This window comes from Bacillus sp. LR_5 (assembly GCF_042709275.1).
This window is the reverse complement of sequence record NZ_JAVAXX010000012.1, coordinates 30500-50626: the sequence shown is the minus strand read 5'-3', so window position 1 is coordinate 50626 and position 20127 is coordinate 30500. Positions and strand designations below refer to the sequence as shown.

Genomic DNA, 20127 nt, shown 5'->3' with positions numbered 1-20127 from the left:
TTGGAGTAATCTTTGCAACGTTAATCTATACATTCTATATTTAATGATGGTGATTTATTGCTACCTTTAGGATAATGCCATATTACTTTACTTATAAATGATGTTAAACCTTCATTCAGTTTCGTGGGATCGAGCTGTTTCCAATTGTTAAGAAAGTGATCTAGTCGCTCAACGAGGGATTCTTTTGCTCTTATCTCATCTTCTTGTGTTATGTTTTCTGTTTCTTGGAGTTCTAATTGAAGCTTATCTAATTCTCGTGAACGTATTTTTTTCCTTTCTTTAAATTCTTCTAAACTAATTAAGTCTTCTTTTAATTGTATTTGAAGCATTTTCAGTGCTTTTTCAACTTTCTTCATTCGTTCTTCAATCATTTGTATTTTGATTGCTTTAGAATCAAAAGGTTGGGATTCTTCTTTTAAATTTTTGAGTTCAGCAATTATTTGTTCCCGCCTAATTTTTATTCTGTTTATTATGAGATCCATCATAGAATTGTAATTTAAACCTCTGTTATAGCATCTGTTGCCTAAAGGGTCTTTTCTATTGCAAGGTTTAAGTTCCTTTTTCTGTTTTCGATCCTTTCTTATGGTCACTGAGTGAGTTCTTCCGCATAAGGCACATTTAATCAAATTTGATAAACCGTGTCTTCGTTGTCTTGCTCTTGGGGCAAGGCTTTGTCTAAGGGTCAATTTTTCATTGGCTAGGTCCCACGTTTCTTCATCAATAATGCAAGGTTTTATTGCATCTTTAACAATAATCCATTGTTCTTTAGGTCTTATTTTTCCTTGGTGAGTATTCCTTCCTTTTAGTCGGTTGGACACTATCCATCCTTTGTAAATTTCAGAACGGATCATTCTTTCAATGCTTTTTCCACTAAATAAATTCCCTCTTTTAGTTCGATAACCCAGCTGGTTTAGGTTGATAGCGATATTATCAACACCTATTCCATCTAAAACCAACTGAAAAGCTAACTTGACACCCTTTGCCTGTTCTTTATCAATTTCCACCCTTTTTTCTAAGGGGTTATAAATATATCCGAATGGCGGGGTTCCGTTAGACCACCTACCTAACTTTGCACTATCCTTTTTCCCTTTCCTGAGCTGCGCTTTTATATTTTCATACTCCCAGTTATTTACGAACCCAGTGAACTTTAACGCTTGCCAATCTTCTTGGATTTCTAAGTCATATATACGTTCACTATCAGTAACAAAGAGGACATCTTCTTGTCTTAATAAACTCATAAATTTAGGTGTTTCAGCATCGTCTCTAGTTACACGTGCAAGGTTAACAGATAAAACTGCATCAAAAAGGTTTTCTTTAATTTCGCCGATCATTTTTTGGTACTCTGGTCGATTTTCATCCATTGAACTGCCAACTTCTTGAAATAATTTGATCTCCCAGTTGTTTTTTTCTGCAATATCTAACAAGCGTTTTCTGTGTTTTGCTAAGGTTTCTTCGGTCTCTTCGCCTTCGTTATTGCGTGATTTTCTTAGGTAAATGGCGACTCGTTTAATCCTATCCTTTAGTTCCATACAAAATCACCTTCAAATGTAATATAATTATATTAAAGTCTAAGATTTCTTCTTAATTAAGATATTGTAAAATACAAAGGAGCAGAATTATGGAGCAGACACCAATAGATCCAAGTAAGCTTATAGTAGAGGTTGTTCAAAAAAACTTAGAGACTATCTGCAAAAGGGTTTTTGACTTCAGTAAAGATAAAGTTGCAGATTATCAAATTAAAACACAAAATGCTTACCAAGAATACTTAAACAGAGCAGCTCACAAATACGGAAAGGTGAAGACACTTATTCACAAAAGTATTCCCATTAATTTATATGATTTTTATGTCCATACAGATCTAGAGTGTGAAGACACTATTATTTCTACTGAAGAAATAAATGCGATTTTACAAGTTAGTAATTATAGTATGGTCTTAGGTAGTGGTGGAACCGGAAAATCAACACTCTTTAAACATTTGTTTATAAGCGCTTTATATACTTCAGATAAAATACCCATTTTCGTTCCTCTTAGGAATGTAAATGATTCAGAGCAAACTCTAATTGATTGTATGTACGAGACAATTAATAGTTTAGGTTTCTCCTTAGAAAAAAAATATTTTTTGGAATCTCTTGATACAGGTATATATATATTCTTATTCGATGGATTTGATGAAGTAGAAGACAGTAAACAACAGAAAATAATTAAAGAGATTGAAATATTAATGAATAAGTATCATCAAAATAGTTTTTTGGTGTCATCAAGAAGATCAGATAGTTTATCAATGGGATGGGATGATTTTGTTGAGTTTAATATGCTACCTCTTAGTAAAGAAAAGTCTATTCAATTAATTGAAAAACTTCCTTACTATGATGAAGAGGTTAAGTCAAGGTTTTTAAAGACATTAGATGAATCGCTATACGATAAGCACGCTGATTTTTGCTCTAATCCTTTATTATTAACCTTAATGTTACTTACATTTGATGAATTTTCTGAAATCCCTGATAAAATGCATGTTTTTTATGGTCAAGCATACGATGTTTTAGAACGAAGACATGACGCCACTAAGCCTGGTTTCGTAAGAAAGAAGAAAACTGATGTTTATAACTTAGGGCCAGATGGGTTTTCTAAAATACTAGAGACAATATCTGCCATTAGTTATTTTGAGAATAAATCATCATTTACTAGTCAAGAACTTAGAAATTATATTAATAAGGCAAAAAAACTTGAAAGGTTAGAATTTAATTTAGAATTCTATTCTATTGATTTAATTGAGTCTGTATGTATCTTAATTCTAGATGGTTTGAAATACACTTATCAGCATCGTTCATTTCAAGAATATTTTACAGCAAGGTATATCAATAGACAATCAGAAGAAGTGCAAAAAAAGTTACTATTCGGAATAGTTGACTCAAAAAGATTTTCTATAAATAGTGACCAAGTTGTAAAAATTTTATTTGATCTAAATAGATCTATGGTAGAAAGAAAACTATTTTTACCAAAATTAAAAGATATACGTGAGAAAATCTCAAAAGAATCGATTCATGAATATATTAGTAGAATAGTCGGGACATGTATGTTAAATGTTAAAATAGATTCTGATGGAACAACTCACTTAAGAAGACTTCTTGATGTTAGCTCAATGGATAAAGACTACTTTCTATTAATTGGTATACATAGAGAATATTCAAAAGTTCCTGTTTACCATCAAATGTATCAAAACGGAAACCAAGGCAAGCATTATAGGAAGGAATTTCAAAGTGTTGACGAATTTATTTCTTATATTGAATTGTTTATCTGTGGTGATGAAATTAATGATAAGAGAATTAAACATATGATCAAATTGGTTAAAGAAAAACATCTTAATTTAAATTCAGAAGGAAGTAATACAGACTATATTCCCATTAATATAAATTTATTATTTAATAAGGGAAGTCATGAAACAAGACAAGAAGTTATAAATATGATCAAACAAATACAAAACGACGTAAATATATGTCTTAAAATATTAGAGAGATTAGAAAAAGAACATCAAGAAATGGATGTAATAATAGACAATTTTTTTTAAGTTGAAATCCTCTGTATAAATACAGGGGATTTATTGTTTCGGAAGATTGTGGTAACTTTAAGATGCGTGGCACCAATGGCAAGTCGAATAACCGATGCTGACCAGAACCGGCTTGTTTTCGCGTTTTGCTTTTTCGAAGGCTTCTTCTCCCCAAGGGAACCAGTCTACGGGGTTGTGGGCGTGTCGAAGTAAGTATGGTGATTTCTCATTGATTAATCTATTGGGTTTATTGTTATTTGGCATGGGATCACCTTCTTTCGTGTTTTTCTTTTATAAACTTGATAACATATTTAACCTTACCACAGATAATAAAAAAAATACCTTAGTCTATAGTCTATAGGGTTAACTAAAGTATTTGGAATAGATAGTATATAGTAAATCTTTTATTTTTATCTAAAGTATTCCGACGAGCCATCGATTTCAAGTCAGAATCTCATTGTCTTTGTTAATGATTTATACATTTATCGTATTTTTTATTCAACTTGACATATCGGTATATCTAGATATACAATTGCAGCCATGGAACCTATTAACGTATTCAAAGCGTTATCCAATGAAACAAGACTTAATATCCTAGAGTGGCTGAAGGAACCCGAGAAACATTTCCCGAAACAAGGCGCTCACCTGCCAAAGGAGGTAAGTTACAAAGGCGGAGTATGTGTTGGGGATATTCAAGAAAAAGCCAAAGTTTCTCAATCAACAATTTCTAGCTACTTAAGCATGATGCAAAAAGCTGGTCTGCTTGAATCAATCCGTCATGGCCAATGGACTTACTACAGGCGTAACGAAGAATTTATTCAACAGTTAGCTAAATATTTTAAAACAGAGATCTAATTTTATGTTGGTTTCTGTTTTTTTACCAGCAAATATCTAATTTTCTAGATATTTAATTATTCGAAAAAGGAGATATTATATATGCGCTTTATATCTTATTTACTTGCTCTATTTGCTGGAGCAGCACTTAGCTTTGAAGGGGCTATTTATGCTGAACTGGGAAAAACAATTGGACAAATAGAAACAAGTTTTTATAACTTCTTTATGGGCTCAATTATTTTGGGGCTATTGTGGCTCTTTTTTGGAAAAGGAGAGCTTTCCTATACATTGAAAGCACCTAAATGGTCATTACTTGGTGGTGTCATGGGTGTTGTTTATTTAACCTCAATTGTTGTAAGTGTTCCATTCGTTGGTGTTGGTATCACCATGGTTGCTGTCATTATCGGGCAATTGATAATGAGTATGGTTATTGAACATTTTGGATGGCTTGGAAGTAAGAAAACGAGGGTTAATAAAGAAAAGATTTTTGCCGTAATTTCAATGATTATTGCACTTATATTAATAAACTAGGAGGTCTTTAATAATGGGGCTATTTATGATTTTATTCACATTGATTGGCGGTGTCACATTAAGCGCACAATCATCTATTAATGGTACATTTAGTAGGAAAGCTGGAACAATTGAAACAACATTTTTAACCTTTCTCACTGGAACAATGTTTCTTACTATTTTCATTTTATTTTTTGGCAGTGGAAATGTGCTTGGGCTTCTAGAAGCGCCTAAATGGCAATTAAGTGCAGCGTTTTTGGGTACGGCATATTTGCTGCTAACTGTCATAGCCGTTCCAAGAATAGGGGTTATTGCAACTAATATTGCTGGTATAGCTGGCCAACTTGTAATTGGGGTAATGATTGATCATTTTGGATGGTTTAATAGTTTAGTCATAGAATTAGATATTAAACGTGTCTTTGCATTGCTATTTATGATTATTTCCCTTTATTTTATCTATAAGGGGAATAAGCGTTCAAGCAAGGAAGCACAAACACAGAAAGCTTAAAAAACAAGATGGCTTCCTCTTGATTGGGGATCTAATAGACGGAGGTAGAGGTTCAACTCCCATCTCCTCAGCAGCATTAATGATAGCAAGGTTTTTGAAGACGAAGAGGTTTTTTTAACCTCTTCTTTTCTTTTTTTATAAGAAACTGGTATTCAACCATCAATTTACATTTTCGAGGATAAGAAGCGTCTTTCAACAAAAGGCATAAAAAAGTGAAGGATTATTCCTCCTAAACAAACAGTTAAAAGCGTTCCGATGCCGATAGGGCCTTTACATATAATAGCTAATACGAAGAAAAGAGCATATACCAATGTTCTTGAAAATAAGATCGTTCTTTTGGCGATATCTCGGATGATGAGTGTTAAATGATCGATAGGAGTTGATGCAAATTTCGTCTGAAGATAGATGGCTGTTCCAAGACCGATGAACACCAAACCAATTCCGAAACAAATCAGTTTGCTTAACAACGCGTTTAGATAAATGGTATTTTTTATAACAAACAACCATAGGTCAATGCCTATCCCAGTAATGAATGCTGTAACCAACCCCAGCAACATAGGCTTTTTTCTCGTTAATATAGAGTTACAGATTAAGAGGATCACAGAAATAAGGACCTCCCAGCTGCCCACGGTAAGACCGACTTCTTTTGAAAGGCCAACCAAAAGGGCATCGAAGGGCGATGTGCCTAATCCTGATTGTATCGTTAAAGAAATGCCTAAACTTAATATGAGGATACCTAACACGTAATAAACATATTTCATTTTATTCGTGATCATTCTTTTGTCATCAAGACGTGCGGGATGCCGTCTTCCATAAATTCCTGTGAGGCAATCTGATAGCCCAGTTTTTTATAAAAGCCTGCTGCTTGTGTTTGCCCATGCAGCTTAAATGCAGTCATTCCTTTTTCTTTCATGATTTCTTCTAACCCTCTTATGATGACTTTACCCAATCCGTACTTACGGCAAGGTTTTAGGATGCAGATTCTTTCCAGCTTTGCTGTATGGTCAACGATGCGCACACGACCTGTGCCAACGGGCTGATTTTCATGATATACCAAAATATGCTGGCATTGTTCTTGGAGCGTATCAAATTCATCGAACTCATCCGATTCAGATACATGCTGCTCCTCAATGAATACCATTCTTCTAATATCTAGAGCAACATGTAAATCAGTTTCTGTTGTTATTCTTTTTATATTCATAATTGATCAATCCTTTTCTGATATTAGTCTGGACTGTACAGCATGCATGTGGTCTTATAATAGTAAGGTTAAAACAATTTTGTTGTAATTGCAACAAAAATACGTGAGGGGTTTTAGGAATGAATGACATTTTGCGTGAGATCGGCATGATAGCAAGAGCGTTGGATTCCATAAGCAATATTGAATTTAAAGATTTGGACTTAACAAGAGGGCAGTATCTCTATCTCGTACGTATATACGAAAATCCGGGAATTATTCAAGAAAAATTGGCGGAAATGATAAAAGTGGACCGAACAACGGCTGCGCGGGCCATTAAGAAATTAGAAATGCAGGGATTTATTCAAAAACAGCCGGATGAGCAAAATAAAAAAATAAAAAAACTGTTCCCGACTGAGAAAGGAAAAAAGGTGTATCCATTGTTAAGAAGAGAAGGAGAACATTCCATGGAAGTGGCCTTGTCTGGTTTTACGCCTGAGGAAAAGGAAACCATTTTTAAACTCGTTCATAGAGTCAGGAAAAATATAGAACGTGATTGGGAATATGTGAAGAAGGGGAACAAAAGGGATTATTAATGGACAACAAGTCGAGCCAAGCTGGCGAGAACCCTGCTTCTGATTCTCAAGAATATCAGTCTGCTGAATTGTTGGAACATTTTCAAGATAATCTGCCTTGAAAATGTTCCGTTCACTTAAAAGGAAACCCTTCTGTTTTCTGTAAAATCTATAAAGTCATTTTCACTCATTTTTACTCATATACTCATTCCCCCACAGCCTCATGGATGCAATAATAGGAGAAAGCTTTTCACCTAGTTCTGTCAAAGAATACTCCACCTTCTTGGGGATAGTGTTCTCTACATTTCTCTTCACAACACCATCTGCTTCCAGTTCTCTCAGCTGCAGTGTCAGCATTCTTTGTGTAATGCCTGGTATGGTCCGTTTCAGCTCATTAAACCAGGCTGATTTGTGAGACAGGATATCGATGATGATTCCTTTCCATTTCCCGCCGATAATATGCAGCGTCATTTCCACGGGACAAGCCTTTTCTACTTCTGCACTGCAAGCGCCAAATCCATTTAACCGGTTTCCCATCTTTGTCACCTCACAATGTAAGTTACAAAAATGTGCGCCATTACATATCTAACTCAGATGTATTACAGTAATGATATCAAAAATTTCCAAAGGGAGTGGTTTGCATGAACTTGAGACAACTATCAGAACATGTCTTTCAATGTGAATTTGAGCTTGATGTGCCTCTTCGTATTCCGGTTCATATTTGGTTTATCAAAGATGGTGATGATGTTTATATCATTGATACGGGAATAGAACGTTTTGCTGATGCTCAAATTAGGGCAGCGTTAGCGATCGGCAATCCAAAAGCCATCTTGCTTACCCATGGCCACAGTGATCATATCGGAGGTGCATCAAAATGGTTAGAGAGATTTGATATTCCGATTTATGCCCATGAAAAAGAGCTAGTGTATATCAATGGGGAAGCGCCTTATCCGAACAAAGATGAAGTGGAGAACACAGGGGTGGCTCATATTGTCCAGCCGCTGACGGCGCAAACGCTGGCTCACTTGCCTTTGCAATACTATTTAACACCCGGACATTCCCCGGGGCATGTCGTGTATCATCATGAAATCGATCGTACCCTATTAACAGGAGACCTTTTTATCACAAGCAAGGAGGATTTACATCCCCCTATCAGAAAATTCAGCATTAATATGAATGAGAACATCGATAGCGGTGCAATCATAGATCAAATCAAACCAGCGCTCATTTGCTCTTCACATGGCGAAGAAATTCTTTATAACAAAGAATTGTATAAAAACTATGTGTTAAGGTATAGGGATTAATTGAAGTAAGAAAAAACATACCAAAACAAATATTGATATGTTTTGAGAGAAATTTAAAGATACTCAGATATCTCAATGAGCTCTGATATTAATAGGCTCATCAGAGATCAAACATAAATCGGCAGATCCCGATTTTCTGTTTTGCCTTATATCACAGTGAAAGAAGAAGTGGAGGCGGGAAAGCTGAAAATCCTTCATCATGTTGAAACCTTTAATCCGCTTTACTCTCATATGTTAATCACAAAGAAAAATTGCAGCTGCCTGCCGCGGAGGCTTTTGCGGAGCTTGTTTTACATTCGATTTGTGAGGCGGTGTGCTGAAAATCATTGGGAAAAGGAGTGGGTGTAACGCTCACTCCTTTTCTATTTAAACAGCAGCTGTGAGCTTCGGTTTTACAAATTTCATAAAAACCCCTCTGACTAATGGACCCATAATCAGTAATTGCAAGGGATAAGCTAAGATGAAATTTTTCAATACAATCATCAGGTAAGCGCTGAAGAGGCTGTCCCCGTTAAGTCCATTTGATAAAGCTGCTGTCACTAAACCGAACACAGACATACAAAGCACCATGCCGATCACCATACACGTCGACATGGCGAGGATGACATATAATTTCTTAGACTTGTCGAACGGCAAACTGAACGCAATCTTTTTGGCAAGGGGGCCCACTAATAGTAAATCTAACAGCAGTGCGACAATAAAACCGATGACCATTTCAAAAGCTGTCACCAGTGAAAAATCCTGTATGGCTCCGTTGATGATGGCATTGTAAATCGACATGACGCAGACCATTCCAAAGCACATCATCACGCCAAATATAAGACCTTCTTTTTTATTTGTTGGCATACAATCAATCCTTCTCTCCATAATCGGTGATTAGTATACCAATGAACCACTCATGCTCATAAGTGACAAATTTGTGAACAATTCATAGGCTGGAATCATCTTTTTTTGTCATCAGCACATGCGGAATGCCGTCCAGTATAAATTCTTCTGATGCTGTCTGATAGCCGAGCTTTTCATAAAAGCCTGCCGCTTGTGTCTGGCCGTGCAGTTTGAAGGCAGAAATGCCTTGTTCTTTCACAATGTGTTCTAATGCATCGACGATCACTTTGCCCAGCCCGAATTTGCGATAAGGCTTCAGAATGCAGATTCTTTCCAGTTTCCCCACGTGTTCAATGATACGGACACGGGCAGTGCCAACGGGTTCCTTCTCATGATAAACGAGAATGTGCCGGCAATCTTCACGGAGTGTATCGAACTCATCGAATTCATCGGAAACGGGACAGCCTTGTTCTTCTACAAATACAGTTTTTCTGATTTCAAACGCTGTATGTAAATCATGTTCTGACGTTATTCTTTTCACATTCACGATGTGATCCTCCCTTACTCAGAAAAATGGCTGATGACATATTGTTTAAAGGTCTCAGCAACTGGCGATAAAAATCGGCCTTTTATCCAGGCGATTCCTATGACACGCTGACATTCTGGCCAGCTGACGCGGATTTTTGTAATTTTGCTTTGGTCTAAGCCTTTCAGATCGGGCAGAATGGATATGCCGAGCCCGGCAGCGACAAAACCTGCTGCGGTGGCGGCTTCTTCCCCTTCAAACATAATGTTTGGCTGTATATCGGCTTTCTCAAACAGCTCATCGACTGTCATCCGAAGTGCGTAGCCTTTTTTCAATAAAATAAAACGCTCCCCGGCAATCTCACTCAGGGTAATGCTTTCATGAGTGGCTAATGGGTGATCGTTTGGCACAAATACAAAAAGTTCTTCACTCCACAGCTTGATCCATTGGATCGGCTTTTCAGGCTTGATCGAAGCGAGGAGACAGAGGTCCAGATCTCCGGATTTTAATCGTTCAAGCAGCCAATAAGAATGGTTTTGCTTCAGTTGGAAGGAAATGTTGGGGTATTCCTGCTGGAAGGAGCCGATGAGATCGGGCACGAGCGTTGTCCCTAAAGTATGCAAAAAGCCGAGAGATACTTCACCTTGGTCCGGTTTTAATAAGGCTTGGATTTCCTCTTTTCCTTCGGTGTACTCCTTCATCATCGCCTGAACCCGCCGTAAAAAGATGTGTCCGTATTTATTTAAGGTAATGGATCGTCCGTGCCTGTCGAATAGCGGGACGCCTAAATGGTTTTCCAGTCTGGCGATAGAGCGTGAAAGCGCAGGCTGTGTGATGGAGAGGCTTTTTGCCGCCTTCGTCACGTGCTGCATCTGGGCCAGTGTTTGAAAATATTCAAGTTGTTCCCATTCCAACCCTCATCCCTCCTAAATTACATATAAGCATGAAAAGGATATTTTATATGCATTATACAACATATATTAACGGTGCTAAGATAAATGTATAAACAGACTCGAGGATGTTTGAATTCGTAAGAAATAAAGGATGGTTGTTTATGAATGGCAGTGCTCAACAACATGCTAAGGGACCGATAAAGTCCCGATGACATACATTCAAAAAGGCACACCGGTTTTTCGGGAAATTACGTTTGCTTTCTTTGCCGCGGGTTTCAATACATTTGCAATTCTTTATTGCGTACAGCCGCTCCTGAAGGAATTCACGCGGGAATTTCATGTGACACCTACTGCGGCGAGTCTTTCTTTATCCGTTACAACAATGCTGTTAGCTGTGAGTATGCTTGTCTTTGGTTCATTGTCCGAGGTGTGGGGACGCAAGCCGATTATGGCTGTATCCATGCTGGCCACATCCGTTCTTTGTCTGGCGTCGGCCTTCAGCCCGAACTTTCATACGCTGCTCGTATTGAGAACCATTCAAGGGATTGCGCTCGCTGGCCTTCCTTCTATTGCGATGGCTTATCTGGGAGAAGAAATTGAACCCGGAAGCCTTGGATCGGCGATGGGGCTGTATATCAGCGGAAACGCGATCGGCGCCGTTTTTGGAAGGATCGTGTCAGGGCTCCTGAGCGAGTACTTTACTTGGCATATGGCGATGGGGTCAATTGGTGTGATTAGTTTGATCGCAAGTATTATATTTTTTATAAATTTGCCTCCATCCAGAAATTTTACCCCGAGAAAATTGGAGCTCGGGCAATTGGGAATGTCTCTCATCAGCCACTTGAAGGACCGGAGACTATTAAGCTTGTTCCTCATTGGTTTTTTGCTGCTCGGAAGCAATGTTGCATTGTTTAACTACATTGCGTATGTGCTGTTGGGACCGCCATATTCGTTTAATAAAGCGTTTGTCAGCTGGATTTTTATTGTGATGATTGTAGGGATTTTCAGCTCGTCTTTCATTGGAAGAATGGTTGATCAATATGGCTATCCGAAAATACTGGTGATGAATATTTTCATCGTCATCACGGGTGCTTTGTTAACGATAAACAGTGTGTTAGCAGTGAAAATTCTGGGGATTGCCCTCTTTACCTTCGGCTTCTTCGGCGGGCACTCAGTCGCCAGCAGCTGGGTGGGCAGGAGAGCGCTTCACAACAAAGCGCAGGCGTCATCGCTGTATTTGTTCTTTTATTACGCCGGTTCAAGTATTTGCGGAACAGTCGGCGGGCTATTCTGGTCTGCTTTTCACTGGCTGGGTGTCGTCGGTATGATCACCTTCATGCTGCTGGTTGCATTATGGCTGTCGGGATACTTGGCTAGAAGTGTGAAAATGCCGGATAAAGCATTATGACTGATGTTTGGTACCCGACATTTCACAGAATAAAAGGTAACTATAAGATTAGCACTACTCATTTTCACCAACTGCTGTTAAAGACGAATGATGGCAGCAAAAAAAGGACCGCAGGCAGGTCCTTTTTTATTTCCAATGGGCAGGGGTTTGCAGAGACGGTGGAAGTTTTGTGTTTGAATCGCCGTTTGCAGCATTCACCTGTGCCTGCGTCAGAAAGATGCTGCCGGTCAGGTCGGCGCCGCTGAGATCAGCGTCTCTCACATCTGCACCGATAAAGTCTGTCGTTCTCAGATCAGCATTTCTCAGATCGGCGGCTATGAGCAGCGCCCCTCTTAGGTTTGCTCCTCTTAGATCGAGCCCTTTCAGTTTCGCGCCGATTAGAACACTTCCCCGGCTGATTTTTTTCGGGAGTTTTGGATTGCGGGCTTGGGCACGCACCAGCTCACTCGTTTTTAACAGCCATTCATTGACCTCAGCTCGATGCTCGTCCACCTGCAGTGTCAGCAAGCGTTCTTTGCTGAGTCTGGTGAGCCTTTCTATTTTTTCGAAACTAGTTCTCAGTTCAGGATGAATCGGCTTGGCTATATCTATAGAAAGAGCTTCATATAAATACCAGAGCATTTCGTGCAGCTGCTGCATGATGGGAAAAACGTCAAACATCTCGTTGGCTGTTTCCGGGTTATTTCGCCAATCCTTTCCCTCATAAGTGATTTGGGATACCTTCTGGCCGGCGCCAAAGCATTCATATGCAGAACAGCCTCGAAATCCTTTTTCTCTGAGATCTTTATGTATAGAACATTGATAGTTTGATTGTAAGTTGCGGCAAGGCGTGCCCCCGTCTTTATCAAAAGCAAAATCCGCTGATTTCGCATAAGGCAAGGCGACACAGCACAGGCCAAAACAATGCTGGCAATCCGCACGTAAATCATGATGTATATTGTCATGTAACGTTACTTCCGCAGACAATATTGTCCACCCCTTCACTGGGTACTTTGTTAAATATATCTATTTGATTATATAGGAAATAGGAATACTTTTCATTTTGTTTTTACGGTTTCAGCGGGTCAAACGATGTATAATATATCCAACCATGATACACTGATGACGTACTACACGGAAGATGCCATTTTAGTTGTGAAGCCTGGCATGATCGCGCGAGGCAAAGAAGAAATCAAGAAAGCATTTATCAAGATCGCGAACTATTTCAATCATCATATTGTCCCGACACAAGGGGAAATGATCATGTTGGAAGCAGGTGACACTGTACTCGTCCTTTCTCAGACACTGCTTGATTCGGATAAAAAGAATTCCGAGTATGCGATGGAAAGAAGAGCGACCTATGTATTTAAGAAGAATGCGCAAGGCGAGTGGCTTTGTGCAATCGATAATTCATATGGTACGGATTTAATTGGTGTTTAGCGTCCTTCGATGTGCCATTCCTGCATATAATAATTCATTCAGCTGAATAGGGAAGGTGACGCCAATGAATCTGTATGACATCAGAATGGCTCCTTATTGGTTTTATGAAGGCAGAGGACTTGTTCCACATCCATACGTTTTTCGGCAGCCTGTCTCCTCTCGTGCAATCATTGCATCAGCCCGCGGGGATGTAACGGGAGACGGCGTAATTGACGAAGTCTTTCTCACTGGCAGCCAAATGACTGGCAGCCCTTTATGGAGAAATATCACATTGGTGATCCGTGACGGCAGAACCCATCAGGAACAGCGAATCCAGCTCCAAAACAATCTGGGATACAATCCGTCTCTATTTCTTGGGGATATGACAGGCGACAAGATTGATGATGTGGCAGTGGTGATAGACACTGGGGGAAGCGGCGGCACTATATATGCGTATATTTTTGCCTATCTAAATCGGCAGTTCCGACAGATTTTTAACTCGGATGTGTTTAATGATGAATTTAAGTACAGTGTGAGCTATCAAAATCAATATAAAGCAAGTGTCATCAGCCATCATCAGAATGAAACGTATATCCTCGATCTTACTTACAAGGGCAGGGAATATTTGAATGAGATTTATACCAGCCAGGGTGTGTTAAAAATGCCGATAGAAGGCTGGGTCAATCCTTTGTCTGGCCTGTATCCGGTTGATTTTGACAGAGACGGCACATACGAACTTGTGGCGTATCAGCGGATCGCCGGGAGGTATAACGCCGACTCGCTGGGATATGTTCAAACCGTATTGAAATGGAACGGGCGGAGATTTACGTATGACCGCCAGAATGTTTCGATTTTTGGGAGTGGCCTAACGTAAGATACATCTATGCAAAAAAGAGTGCTTTCAGCAAGCACTCTTTATTCCAGCTTAATTCGTTTTACATCCCCTAACACAAACACATAAAAAACCAATCCCAGCAACAGCACAAAACCAGCTACCAGAAAGCTGAGCGTAAAGGAGCCTGTCACATCAAACAAATACCCCGTCAGTGAAGCGGCAATAATGCCTCCGAACAGGTTGTTTGCCAGGTTCACCATGGAGCTTAGCATGGATACGGAACCGATCGGCGCCAGCTCTGCGGAGATGGACCAGCCGACTGGAGCGGTTGCAGAAATACCGGCAAGGCCGATTGAAATACAGATAATCGCGATGGTGATATTGTTCGTCAGAATGGAGCCTAAAAAGAAAAAGCCGAAGCTCATTCCAACAATGATTACGGTTCGGTATACCTTGGTGTTAGGATAACCTTTCTTAATAAAGTAATCGACGAGCCATCCCCCGACTACAATTCCGGAAATGGTTGAGATCAGCCATGGCACGGCTGTAAATAAACCGGACGACATGAGATCCATTCCGTATGTATGTTTAAAGAAAGTCGGAAGCCAGGTGAGCAGCAGGTTGAATGTATAGCCGTACCCTGTAAATCCGATCATTAAGCCCCATACTTTCCGGTTGGAGAAAAGCTTTTTTAAAAGCGGACCCGTTTTGTAAGGGATTTGCTCTGTTGTAATTGAATTGTGTCTTTGAATATAGTTTAGCTCACTTTTGGAAATGCGTTTGTGCCGTTCAGGCTGCTCATAATACTGCCAGAAAAAGATCGTAAACAGCACATTGATGCATCCAATCGTCAAAAAAGCGACACGCCAGTCAAAAGTTGTGACAAGAAAGGCGACCAATGGCGCGCCGATTACGTTTGAAAATTTGGCGGCCGAGTCGAACAGTGAGTTTGCCAATCCCCGCTCACTTGGAGGAAACCATAGTGCGGTTGCCTTGGAGGCGGCAGGGAACGCAGAGGCGCTCGTCAGCCCAATGAGAAACCGGAACAAATACAGCAGCAATTTTCCTTGCAAAAAAGCAAGAAGGATCGTTAATAAGCTCCATATCGTCATTCCAATCCTCGTGACCCACGCCACGCCAAACCGGTCCAGCAAACTTCCGACAGGCAGCTGCATCAGTGTATAGGAATAGGTGTAAATGGAAAACACGATGCCGAGTTCAGTTGCTGTAAGGTGAAACGAATCTTGTATCGCAGGGGCCGCTACAGAGATGGCCACTCGGTCAAAATAATTAAGAATAATAATGCCGCTGAGTAACGAAGATATGTACCATCTGGTATGTCCAGGCCGTTTCACGCGCTCTTGACTCATGATGAAAACCTCCTCTGTCATAGCATGATCTCCTGATGGAAATACCATTCAAATTTTAAATACCACAGTGGACTTTTGTGTAAACGGACAGCAGGAATTTGACTGGAAAAGCCCGGTGCTTTAGAATGAAAGTAATAAAAATGAACACTCCAAAGGGGAGTAGCTTTCACAGTAAAGTCGTCATTACGGGGCAAGATGCCCTCGGCTTTGCTGGCAATCTAATTGTTAGCGAGACCTTTGCCAAATCTGATTTGGTGAAGGTCTTTTTGTTTCGGAACTTCACCAAATCGGTGGAGTTTTTTCATTTTTATCAAAAAGGGAGAGGAGCGTCAGGATGTCTAAGCTGAAAAAGTGGCTGAAGCGAGAATTGGTGAGGAAAGGGCTGCCGTTAGCAAAAGAGAAATTGATCCCGATCTTAAAAGAAAAAATGAAGAAGAAGCGATGAGGAGGCTGACGATGAAAATCATTTTGACTGTTCTTGGCGGAGTGGGGCTTTTGAGTGCAGGCGGATGCGGCATGCTTGATCAGGTGAATGACGGATTGAATTATACAAGTGAAGCCGCCGGCTATGTGGAGAAGGTGAAGACATTTGCAGAGGATGCGCCTGAATTGGCTGAGCAAGCTGTAAATGACACTGAGGCGAAAGAAAAACTTGAAGCACAGCTTGAGTCGATTCAGCAGGCTGCCGCTGATTTTAATGAATTAACACCGCCTGATGCTGCGGCGGAGATTCATCAAACCGTTCAGGAGCATAACGAAACATTGCAGAAAAGTGCTGACGATGTGTTGAAACAAGTGGAAGAAGGCAAGGTATCGCTTGAAGAATGGGAGCAGTCAGACCTTGTCCAGAACGCAAAGCAAATTACTGATGTGATGGGCCAGATTGAAAAGCTGGGCGAATAAGAAAAAGCATCCCGATGAGGGATGCTTTTTTATTATTCAGCCATTGCGTCAGTTAAGACAGGAACGACTTGTTTTTTACGGGAAACAACGCCTTTTAAGAGGGCCGTGTTGTTTTCTAATGTAACGTTGAACGCTTTTTCCACTTTCGCTGCTTCGTTACCGATCGCAAGGGCAAGTGAATCATTTTCTAAGATGTCTGTGATGACAAGAAGGAACAGGTCAAGGTTCTTCTCAGCCACAACGTTAGAAATCACAGCTTCTAATTCAGCTTGGCGTTTTTTTACATCTTCAATGTCTACTGTGTTCACTTGTGCGATTTCGACTTTTTTGCTGCCGAGTGTAAATTCTTTCGCATCAAGAGAAATCAGCTCTTCCACTGTTTTTTTGCTTAAATCAGCGCCAGCTTTCAGCATGTTCAAGCCGTATTCTTCAGCATCTACGCCGGCGATTTCCGCAAGCTCTTTTGCTGCCGCTACGTCTTGGTCTGTGCAAGTTGGAGATTTGAATAACAGTGAGTCAGAAATGATCGCAGACAGCATCAGGCCGGCAATTTCTTTCTCGATTTTCACGTTATTTTCTTTGTACATTTTGTTTAAGATTGTAGCCGTACAGCCTACAGGCTCAGCACGATAGTAAAGCGGCTCAGCTGTTTCAAAGTTAGCGATGCGGTGGTGGTCGATCACTTCTAGAACCTGAACATCTTCAATGTCCTTGATGCTTTGCTGGCGTTCGTTATGGTCAACCAAGATAACGCCGTTTACTTCGTTTGCGGCTGTTTCAACAAGACGCGGGCTTTCTTGTTTGAAATAGTCAAGCGCGTATTGTGTTTCGCCGTTGACTTGTCCAAGACGGACTGGCTCAGCATTAAAGCCGAGTTTGTTTTTCAAATCAGCATAAGCAATCGCAGAACAAATCGTATCTGTGTCTGGGTTTTGGTGTCCGAAAATAAGTATTTTTTCCATGATAGCTCCTTATCTATTTTTTAAGTAGTGTAATCTTTATATAGTTTAACACGTCTTGCTGCAGGTGTAATCATACAAACCCGTAAAAATTGATGTGAATAAGAAGCATTTTCTTTGAGCTGAGAGGAAAAGGTGTGTAAAATACTGGGTAGCTTAGTTGCGAAATGTGATGTAGTATCAAAAAAGGTACTATTGGAGGGTCAAGAATGAGTGAAAAAAAGAATATATACCCGAACAAAGAAGGCTGTCCAGTTGAATTTACACTAGATGTGATTGGCGGAAAGTGGAAAGGAATTCTTCTTTATCACATGATAGATGGCAAGAAACGGTTTAATGAGTTTCGTCGAATTTGCCCGAGTATCACCCAAAGAATGCTCACCCTTCAGCTTCGGGAGCTGGAAGCGGACGGCATCGTGCATCGTGAGGTTTACCATCAGGTGCCGCCCAAGGTTGAATACTCTCTGACGGAATTTGGTCGAACGCTTGAACCGATTGTTTTGCAAATGAAAGAATGGGGAGAATCCAACAGAGATGTGCTGGAATCTTATCGGTCGAACGGCTTGCTGAAGGATCAGCAGAAATAGCAGCAAAGGGAACTCCTTTGCTGCTTGTTTTATTTCATTGAAAGGGCTCTGTTGGCGTTTCTGACGTCATTTTTCAACAGTTCAGAAAGGTTGTAAGACGGATAGTATCCATGCTGATACATGTATCGATAAACTTGTGCATGCAACTGGATGGCAGCATTCAGCTGTTTGACCAGTACGTTTCTTAATTGAGGTGTTGCTGTTTCTGTAATCGCGATGGCATAGCTGCGGACAGACGTTTTGGCAAACCCGAGAAGATCACCGCTGTAAAATGGGTTATCCGCGCGTTCTTCTTCCTCGTCCTCTCTGTGCGGCGCCTGCGGGAAGAATGGAAGAAGCTCTCTTAGATTTTGCTCAACAGCCTGAATGGACACACTATAAAGCTGTCTGAGCTGAGGGTCTTTTACTTCTCTTATCATTTTCTTCAGCCTAATGAGTCCATTTGATTGAAAAGCAACCAGCTCGTGCATTTCTAATGTTTCATGCCAAGCCAATGTTCTGCGTTCATCCATGTAACAATTCTCCTTTATCAATCAGATTCCATATCAGCATATGCCCAACGCTCAATGTTGTTCATGATGTTTTGAAGTTTTTAAAAAGGGAAATTCATCTTATATAGGATACGGGTTGAGAACATGCAAAAAGAGGTGAAACACGATGTGGGAGATGATAAAGAACTTTTTCTTGTTTAGCAGCGGCGTTCTGCAAGCAACAACCCTTTTACTGGTGATCTTAATTTTTATGTATGTCAGAAAAACGAAAAAGAAAAACAAGGAATCTTCTGGCTTTATGGATGATAAACATTAACCGTGATGGGCATTCTTTTCAAAGAATGTCTTTTCATTTGCAATGTTTCACATGAAACATTGGCGTCATTTTACTTGCGATTTGGACTTATGTTAAAATATAAAAGTAAAATTTAGAGATGATATAAAAAAACATTCGGTGCAAAGCATGTTGCAGCGATGAAAAAAGAGCAGTCGTTTATGCTGCTCTTTTCTATTCGTATGTTCAGGATGATACGAGGTGACTAAGTGAAACAAACGAGAGCATTAATGGAAGGTGCTATTTTAATCAGTCTGTTTGCGATCATCACGATTTTGGTCGTTTATGTTCCTGTGATTGGAACAATTCTGTTATTTGCACTGCCGCTGCCCATGATCCTGTATACGATTAGACATGGATTGAAGTTAGGGATATGGATGGGCATTGTCAGTCTTCCGGTTGTTTTTATTGTTGGGTCCTTTACCGGGCTTATTGTAGCTTTTATGTCAGCTTGCGCCGGCATTGCCATGGGGCACTATTTCAAAAAGAAAGAACCCGGGCACGCCATTATTTCGGGCGCTCTTATTTATATGCTTTGTATTGTCTTCTATTTTGTGATAAGCATTCAGTTTTTGGGTATCAATATCATTGATGAAGCGATGACACAATACCGGCAATCTCTTGATATTGTAGAAACTGTAGTGAAGCAGTCGGGCAATGCTGAACAGCTTGAGAAGCAATTGAAACTGATGGAAGAACAATTGGGTATCGTTCAATATCTTTTTCCAACAGCTATTGTGATGGTAGGAGCTATTTTTTCTTTCCTCAGTTACCTTATCGCTAAGCCGCTCTTAAGGCGATTCTCCCCCGATATTCCTAATCTAAAGCCTTTTAGAGAGTTGAAGTTTCCGCAAAGTGTTGTAGTGCTGTATTTAATGATCGTCATACTTTCATTTTTGCCTTTAGAAAAAGGCCAAATGCTGTACTCTATCGCTTTAAATGGGGAGTTTATACTCGGGTTTCTGATTTTTATCCAAGGTTTATCATTTATCTTTTTCTATTGCCATAAGAAACAATATCCGAAGGCTGCGGCTGTAATTGCAGTGATTCTTGGGTTTATACATCCGATCTTTATGGCAGCCATTCGCATTTTAGGCGTTATAGATATGGGCTTTAATATAAGGAATAAGGTGAAGTGAACATGAA

The 20127-nt window shown here is 40.0% G+C and carries 24 protein-coding genes and 2 pseudogenes; 14 read left to right on the top strand and 12 right to left on the bottom strand.

What is annotated here, in order from left to right; translation table 11 throughout:
- Positions 1-20: 20 nt before the first annotated feature.
- Entirely contained in the window at positions 21-1529 is a 1509-nt protein-coding gene (locus tag RAC86_RS04890) for a recombinase family protein (protein ID WP_072565600.1), read from the bottom strand.
- A gap of 89 nt (positions 1530-1618) precedes the next feature.
- Between RAC86_RS04890 and RAC86_RS04885 the strand changes: the two genes are divergently transcribed.
- Positions 1619-3565, top strand: coding sequence for an NACHT domain-containing protein (locus RAC86_RS04885; protein ID WP_377885420.1), 1947 nt, complete (start codon positions 1619-1621; stop codon positions 3563-3565).
- 66 nt (positions 3566-3631) lie between these two features.
- Here RAC86_RS04885 and RAC86_RS04880 read toward each other — a convergent pair.
- Positions 3632-3808, bottom strand: a pseudogene (locus RAC86_RS04880) (DUF255 domain-containing protein); the annotation flags it as partial.
- A 276-nt stretch (positions 3809-4084) separates the two neighbouring features.
- Here RAC86_RS04880 and RAC86_RS04875 point away from each other — a divergent pair.
- From RAC86_RS04875 to RAC86_RS04865, 3 genes are all read left to right on the top strand, one after another.
- A complete protein-coding gene (locus tag RAC86_RS04875) occupies positions 4085-4399 on the top strand; it encodes an ArsR/SmtB family transcription factor (protein WP_014115879.1) in 315 nt (104 codons plus the stop codon).
- An 81-nt stretch (positions 4400-4480) separates the two neighbouring features.
- Positions 4481-4909 carry a DMT family transporter gene (locus tag RAC86_RS04870; protein ID WP_072565597.1) on the top strand — a complete coding sequence of 143 codons (429 nt, stop codon included), beginning with the start codon at positions 4481-4483 and terminating at the stop codon, positions 4907-4909.
- A 13-nt stretch (positions 4910-4922) separates the two neighbouring features.
- Positions 4923-5396, top strand: coding sequence for a DMT family transporter (locus tag RAC86_RS04865; protein WP_014115877.1), 474 nt, complete (start codon positions 4923-4925; stop codon positions 5394-5396).
- A 164-nt stretch (positions 5397-5560) separates the two neighbouring features.
- Here RAC86_RS04865 and RAC86_RS04860 read toward each other — a convergent pair whose 3' ends face one another.
- Both RAC86_RS04860 and RAC86_RS04855 read right to left on the bottom strand, forming a co-directional pair.
- Positions 5561-6157, bottom strand: a complete 597-nt coding sequence (locus RAC86_RS04860) for a YczE/YyaS/YitT family protein (protein ID WP_072566797.1) — start codon at positions 6155-6157, stop codon at positions 5561-5563.
- An 11-nt stretch (positions 6158-6168) separates the two neighbouring features.
- Positions 6169-6597, bottom strand: coding sequence for a GNAT family N-acetyltransferase (locus RAC86_RS04855; RefSeq protein WP_072565596.1), 429 nt, complete (start codon positions 6595-6597; stop codon positions 6169-6171).
- A 119-nt stretch (positions 6598-6716) separates the two neighbouring features.
- Here RAC86_RS04855 and RAC86_RS04850 point away from each other — a divergent pair, with 119 nt between their 5' ends.
- On the top strand, positions 6717-7169 hold the full coding sequence (locus tag RAC86_RS04850; RefSeq protein WP_003236585.1) for a MarR family transcriptional regulator: 453 nt from the start codon (positions 6717-6719) through the stop codon (positions 7167-7169).
- 162 nt (positions 7170-7331) lie between these two features.
- Here the strand turns inward: RAC86_RS04850 and RAC86_RS04845 are convergent, their stop codons facing one another.
- Positions 7332-7685, bottom strand: coding sequence for a winged helix-turn-helix transcriptional regulator (locus RAC86_RS04845; RefSeq protein WP_072565595.1), 354 nt, complete (start codon positions 7683-7685; stop codon positions 7332-7334).
- Positions 7686-7789: 104 nt separating this feature from the next.
- On the opposite strand from RAC86_RS04845, the gene RAC86_RS04840 reads away from it, so the two are divergent.
- Both RAC86_RS04840 and RAC86_RS04835 read left to right on the top strand, forming a co-directional pair.
- A complete protein-coding gene (locus RAC86_RS04840) occupies positions 7790-8452 on the top strand; it encodes an MBL fold metallo-hydrolase (protein WP_014115871.1) in 663 nt (220 codons plus the stop codon).
- Between the two features lie 132 nt (positions 8453-8584).
- Positions 8585-8772 (top strand): annotated as a pseudogene (locus tag RAC86_RS04835) (LysR family transcriptional regulator); the annotation flags it as partial.
- A gap of 46 nt (positions 8773-8818) precedes the next feature.
- On the opposite strand, the gene RAC86_RS04830 reads toward RAC86_RS04835, so the two are convergent.
- The 3 genes from RAC86_RS04830 to RAC86_RS04820 all read right to left on the bottom strand — a co-directional run bounded on the left by RAC86_RS04830 (position 8819) and on the right by RAC86_RS04820 (position 10717).
- A complete protein-coding gene (locus RAC86_RS04830) occupies positions 8819-9298 on the bottom strand; it encodes a DUF2798 domain-containing protein (protein WP_072565594.1) in 480 nt (159 codons plus the stop codon).
- Between the two features lie 82 nt (positions 9299-9380).
- Positions 9381-9824 (bottom strand): GNAT family N-acetyltransferase, encoded by a 444-nt coding sequence (locus RAC86_RS04825; protein ID WP_072565593.1) that lies wholly within the window; start codon positions 9822-9824, stop codon positions 9381-9383.
- Positions 9825-9838: 14 nt separating this feature from the next.
- Positions 9839-10717 (bottom strand): LysR family transcriptional regulator, encoded by an 879-nt coding sequence (locus tag RAC86_RS04820; RefSeq protein ID WP_072565592.1) that lies wholly within the window; start codon positions 10715-10717, stop codon positions 9839-9841.
- 187 nt (positions 10718-10904) lie between these two features.
- Here RAC86_RS04820 and RAC86_RS04815 point away from each other — a divergent pair, with 187 nt between their 5' ends.
- A complete protein-coding gene (locus tag RAC86_RS04815; RefSeq protein WP_377885419.1) occupies positions 10905-12104 on the top strand; it encodes an MFS transporter in 1200 nt (399 codons plus the stop codon).
- 126 nt (positions 12105-12230) lie between these two features.
- Here RAC86_RS04815 and RAC86_RS04810 read toward each other — a convergent pair whose 3' ends face one another.
- On the bottom strand, positions 12231-13070 hold the full coding sequence (locus RAC86_RS04810) for a pentapeptide repeat-containing protein (RefSeq protein ID WP_072565590.1): 840 nt from the start codon (positions 13068-13070) through the stop codon (positions 12231-12233).
- 105 nt (positions 13071-13175) lie between these two features.
- Here RAC86_RS04810 and RAC86_RS04805 point away from each other — a divergent pair, with 105 nt between their 5' ends.
- A complete protein-coding gene (locus tag RAC86_RS04805; RefSeq protein ID WP_072565589.1) occupies positions 13176-13523 on the top strand; it encodes a YybH family protein in 348 nt (115 codons plus the stop codon).
- 64 nt (positions 13524-13587) lie between these two features.
- The gene (locus tag RAC86_RS04800; protein WP_072565588.1) at positions 13588-14376 is read left to right on the top strand and encodes a hypothetical protein; all 789 of its coding nucleotides are present in this window, start codon (positions 13588-13590) and stop codon (positions 14374-14376) included.
- Positions 14377-14417: 41 nt separating this feature from the next.
- Here RAC86_RS04800 and RAC86_RS04795 read toward each other — a convergent pair whose 3' ends face one another.
- Positions 14418-15728, bottom strand: coding sequence for an MFS transporter (locus tag RAC86_RS04795; protein WP_014115861.1), 1311 nt, complete (start codon positions 15726-15728; stop codon positions 14418-14420).
- Between the two features lie 435 nt (positions 15729-16163).
- On the opposite strand from RAC86_RS04795, the gene RAC86_RS04790 reads away from it, so the two are divergent.
- Positions 16164-16610: a DUF6376 family protein gene (locus RAC86_RS04790; protein WP_072565587.1), complete on the top strand. Its 447-nt coding sequence runs from the start codon at positions 16164-16166 to the stop codon at positions 16608-16610.
- Positions 16611-16642: 32 nt separating this feature from the next.
- Here RAC86_RS04790 and RAC86_RS04785 read toward each other — a convergent pair whose 3' ends face one another.
- On the bottom strand, positions 16643-17572 hold the full coding sequence (locus RAC86_RS04785) for a manganese-dependent inorganic pyrophosphatase (protein WP_014666106.1): 930 nt from the start codon (positions 17570-17572) through the stop codon (positions 16643-16645).
- A gap of 206 nt (positions 17573-17778) precedes the next feature.
- Between RAC86_RS04785 and hypR the strand changes: the two genes are divergently transcribed.
- Positions 17779-18156, top strand: coding sequence for a transcriptional regulator HypR (hypR, locus tag RAC86_RS04780; RefSeq protein WP_014115858.1), 378 nt, complete (start codon positions 17779-17781; stop codon positions 18154-18156).
- Between the two features lie 29 nt (positions 18157-18185).
- Here the strand turns inward: hypR and cotF are convergent, their stop codons facing one another.
- Positions 18186-18668: a spore coat protein CotF gene (cotF, locus tag RAC86_RS04775; protein WP_014115857.1), complete on the bottom strand. Its 483-nt coding sequence runs from the start codon at positions 18666-18668 to the stop codon at positions 18186-18188.
- A gap of 145 nt (positions 18669-18813) precedes the next feature.
- Here cotF and RAC86_RS04770 point away from each other — a divergent pair, with 145 nt between their 5' ends.
- Positions 18814-18963 carry a hypothetical protein gene (locus RAC86_RS04770; RefSeq protein WP_014115856.1) on the top strand — a complete coding sequence of 50 codons (150 nt, stop codon included), beginning with the start codon at positions 18814-18816 and terminating at the stop codon, positions 18961-18963.
- A 227-nt stretch (positions 18964-19190) separates the two neighbouring features.
- Entirely contained in the window at positions 19191-20120 is a 930-nt protein-coding gene (locus RAC86_RS04765) for a YybS family protein (RefSeq protein WP_072565586.1), read from the top strand.
- The last annotated feature ends 7 nt before the right edge of the window (positions 20121-20127 follow it).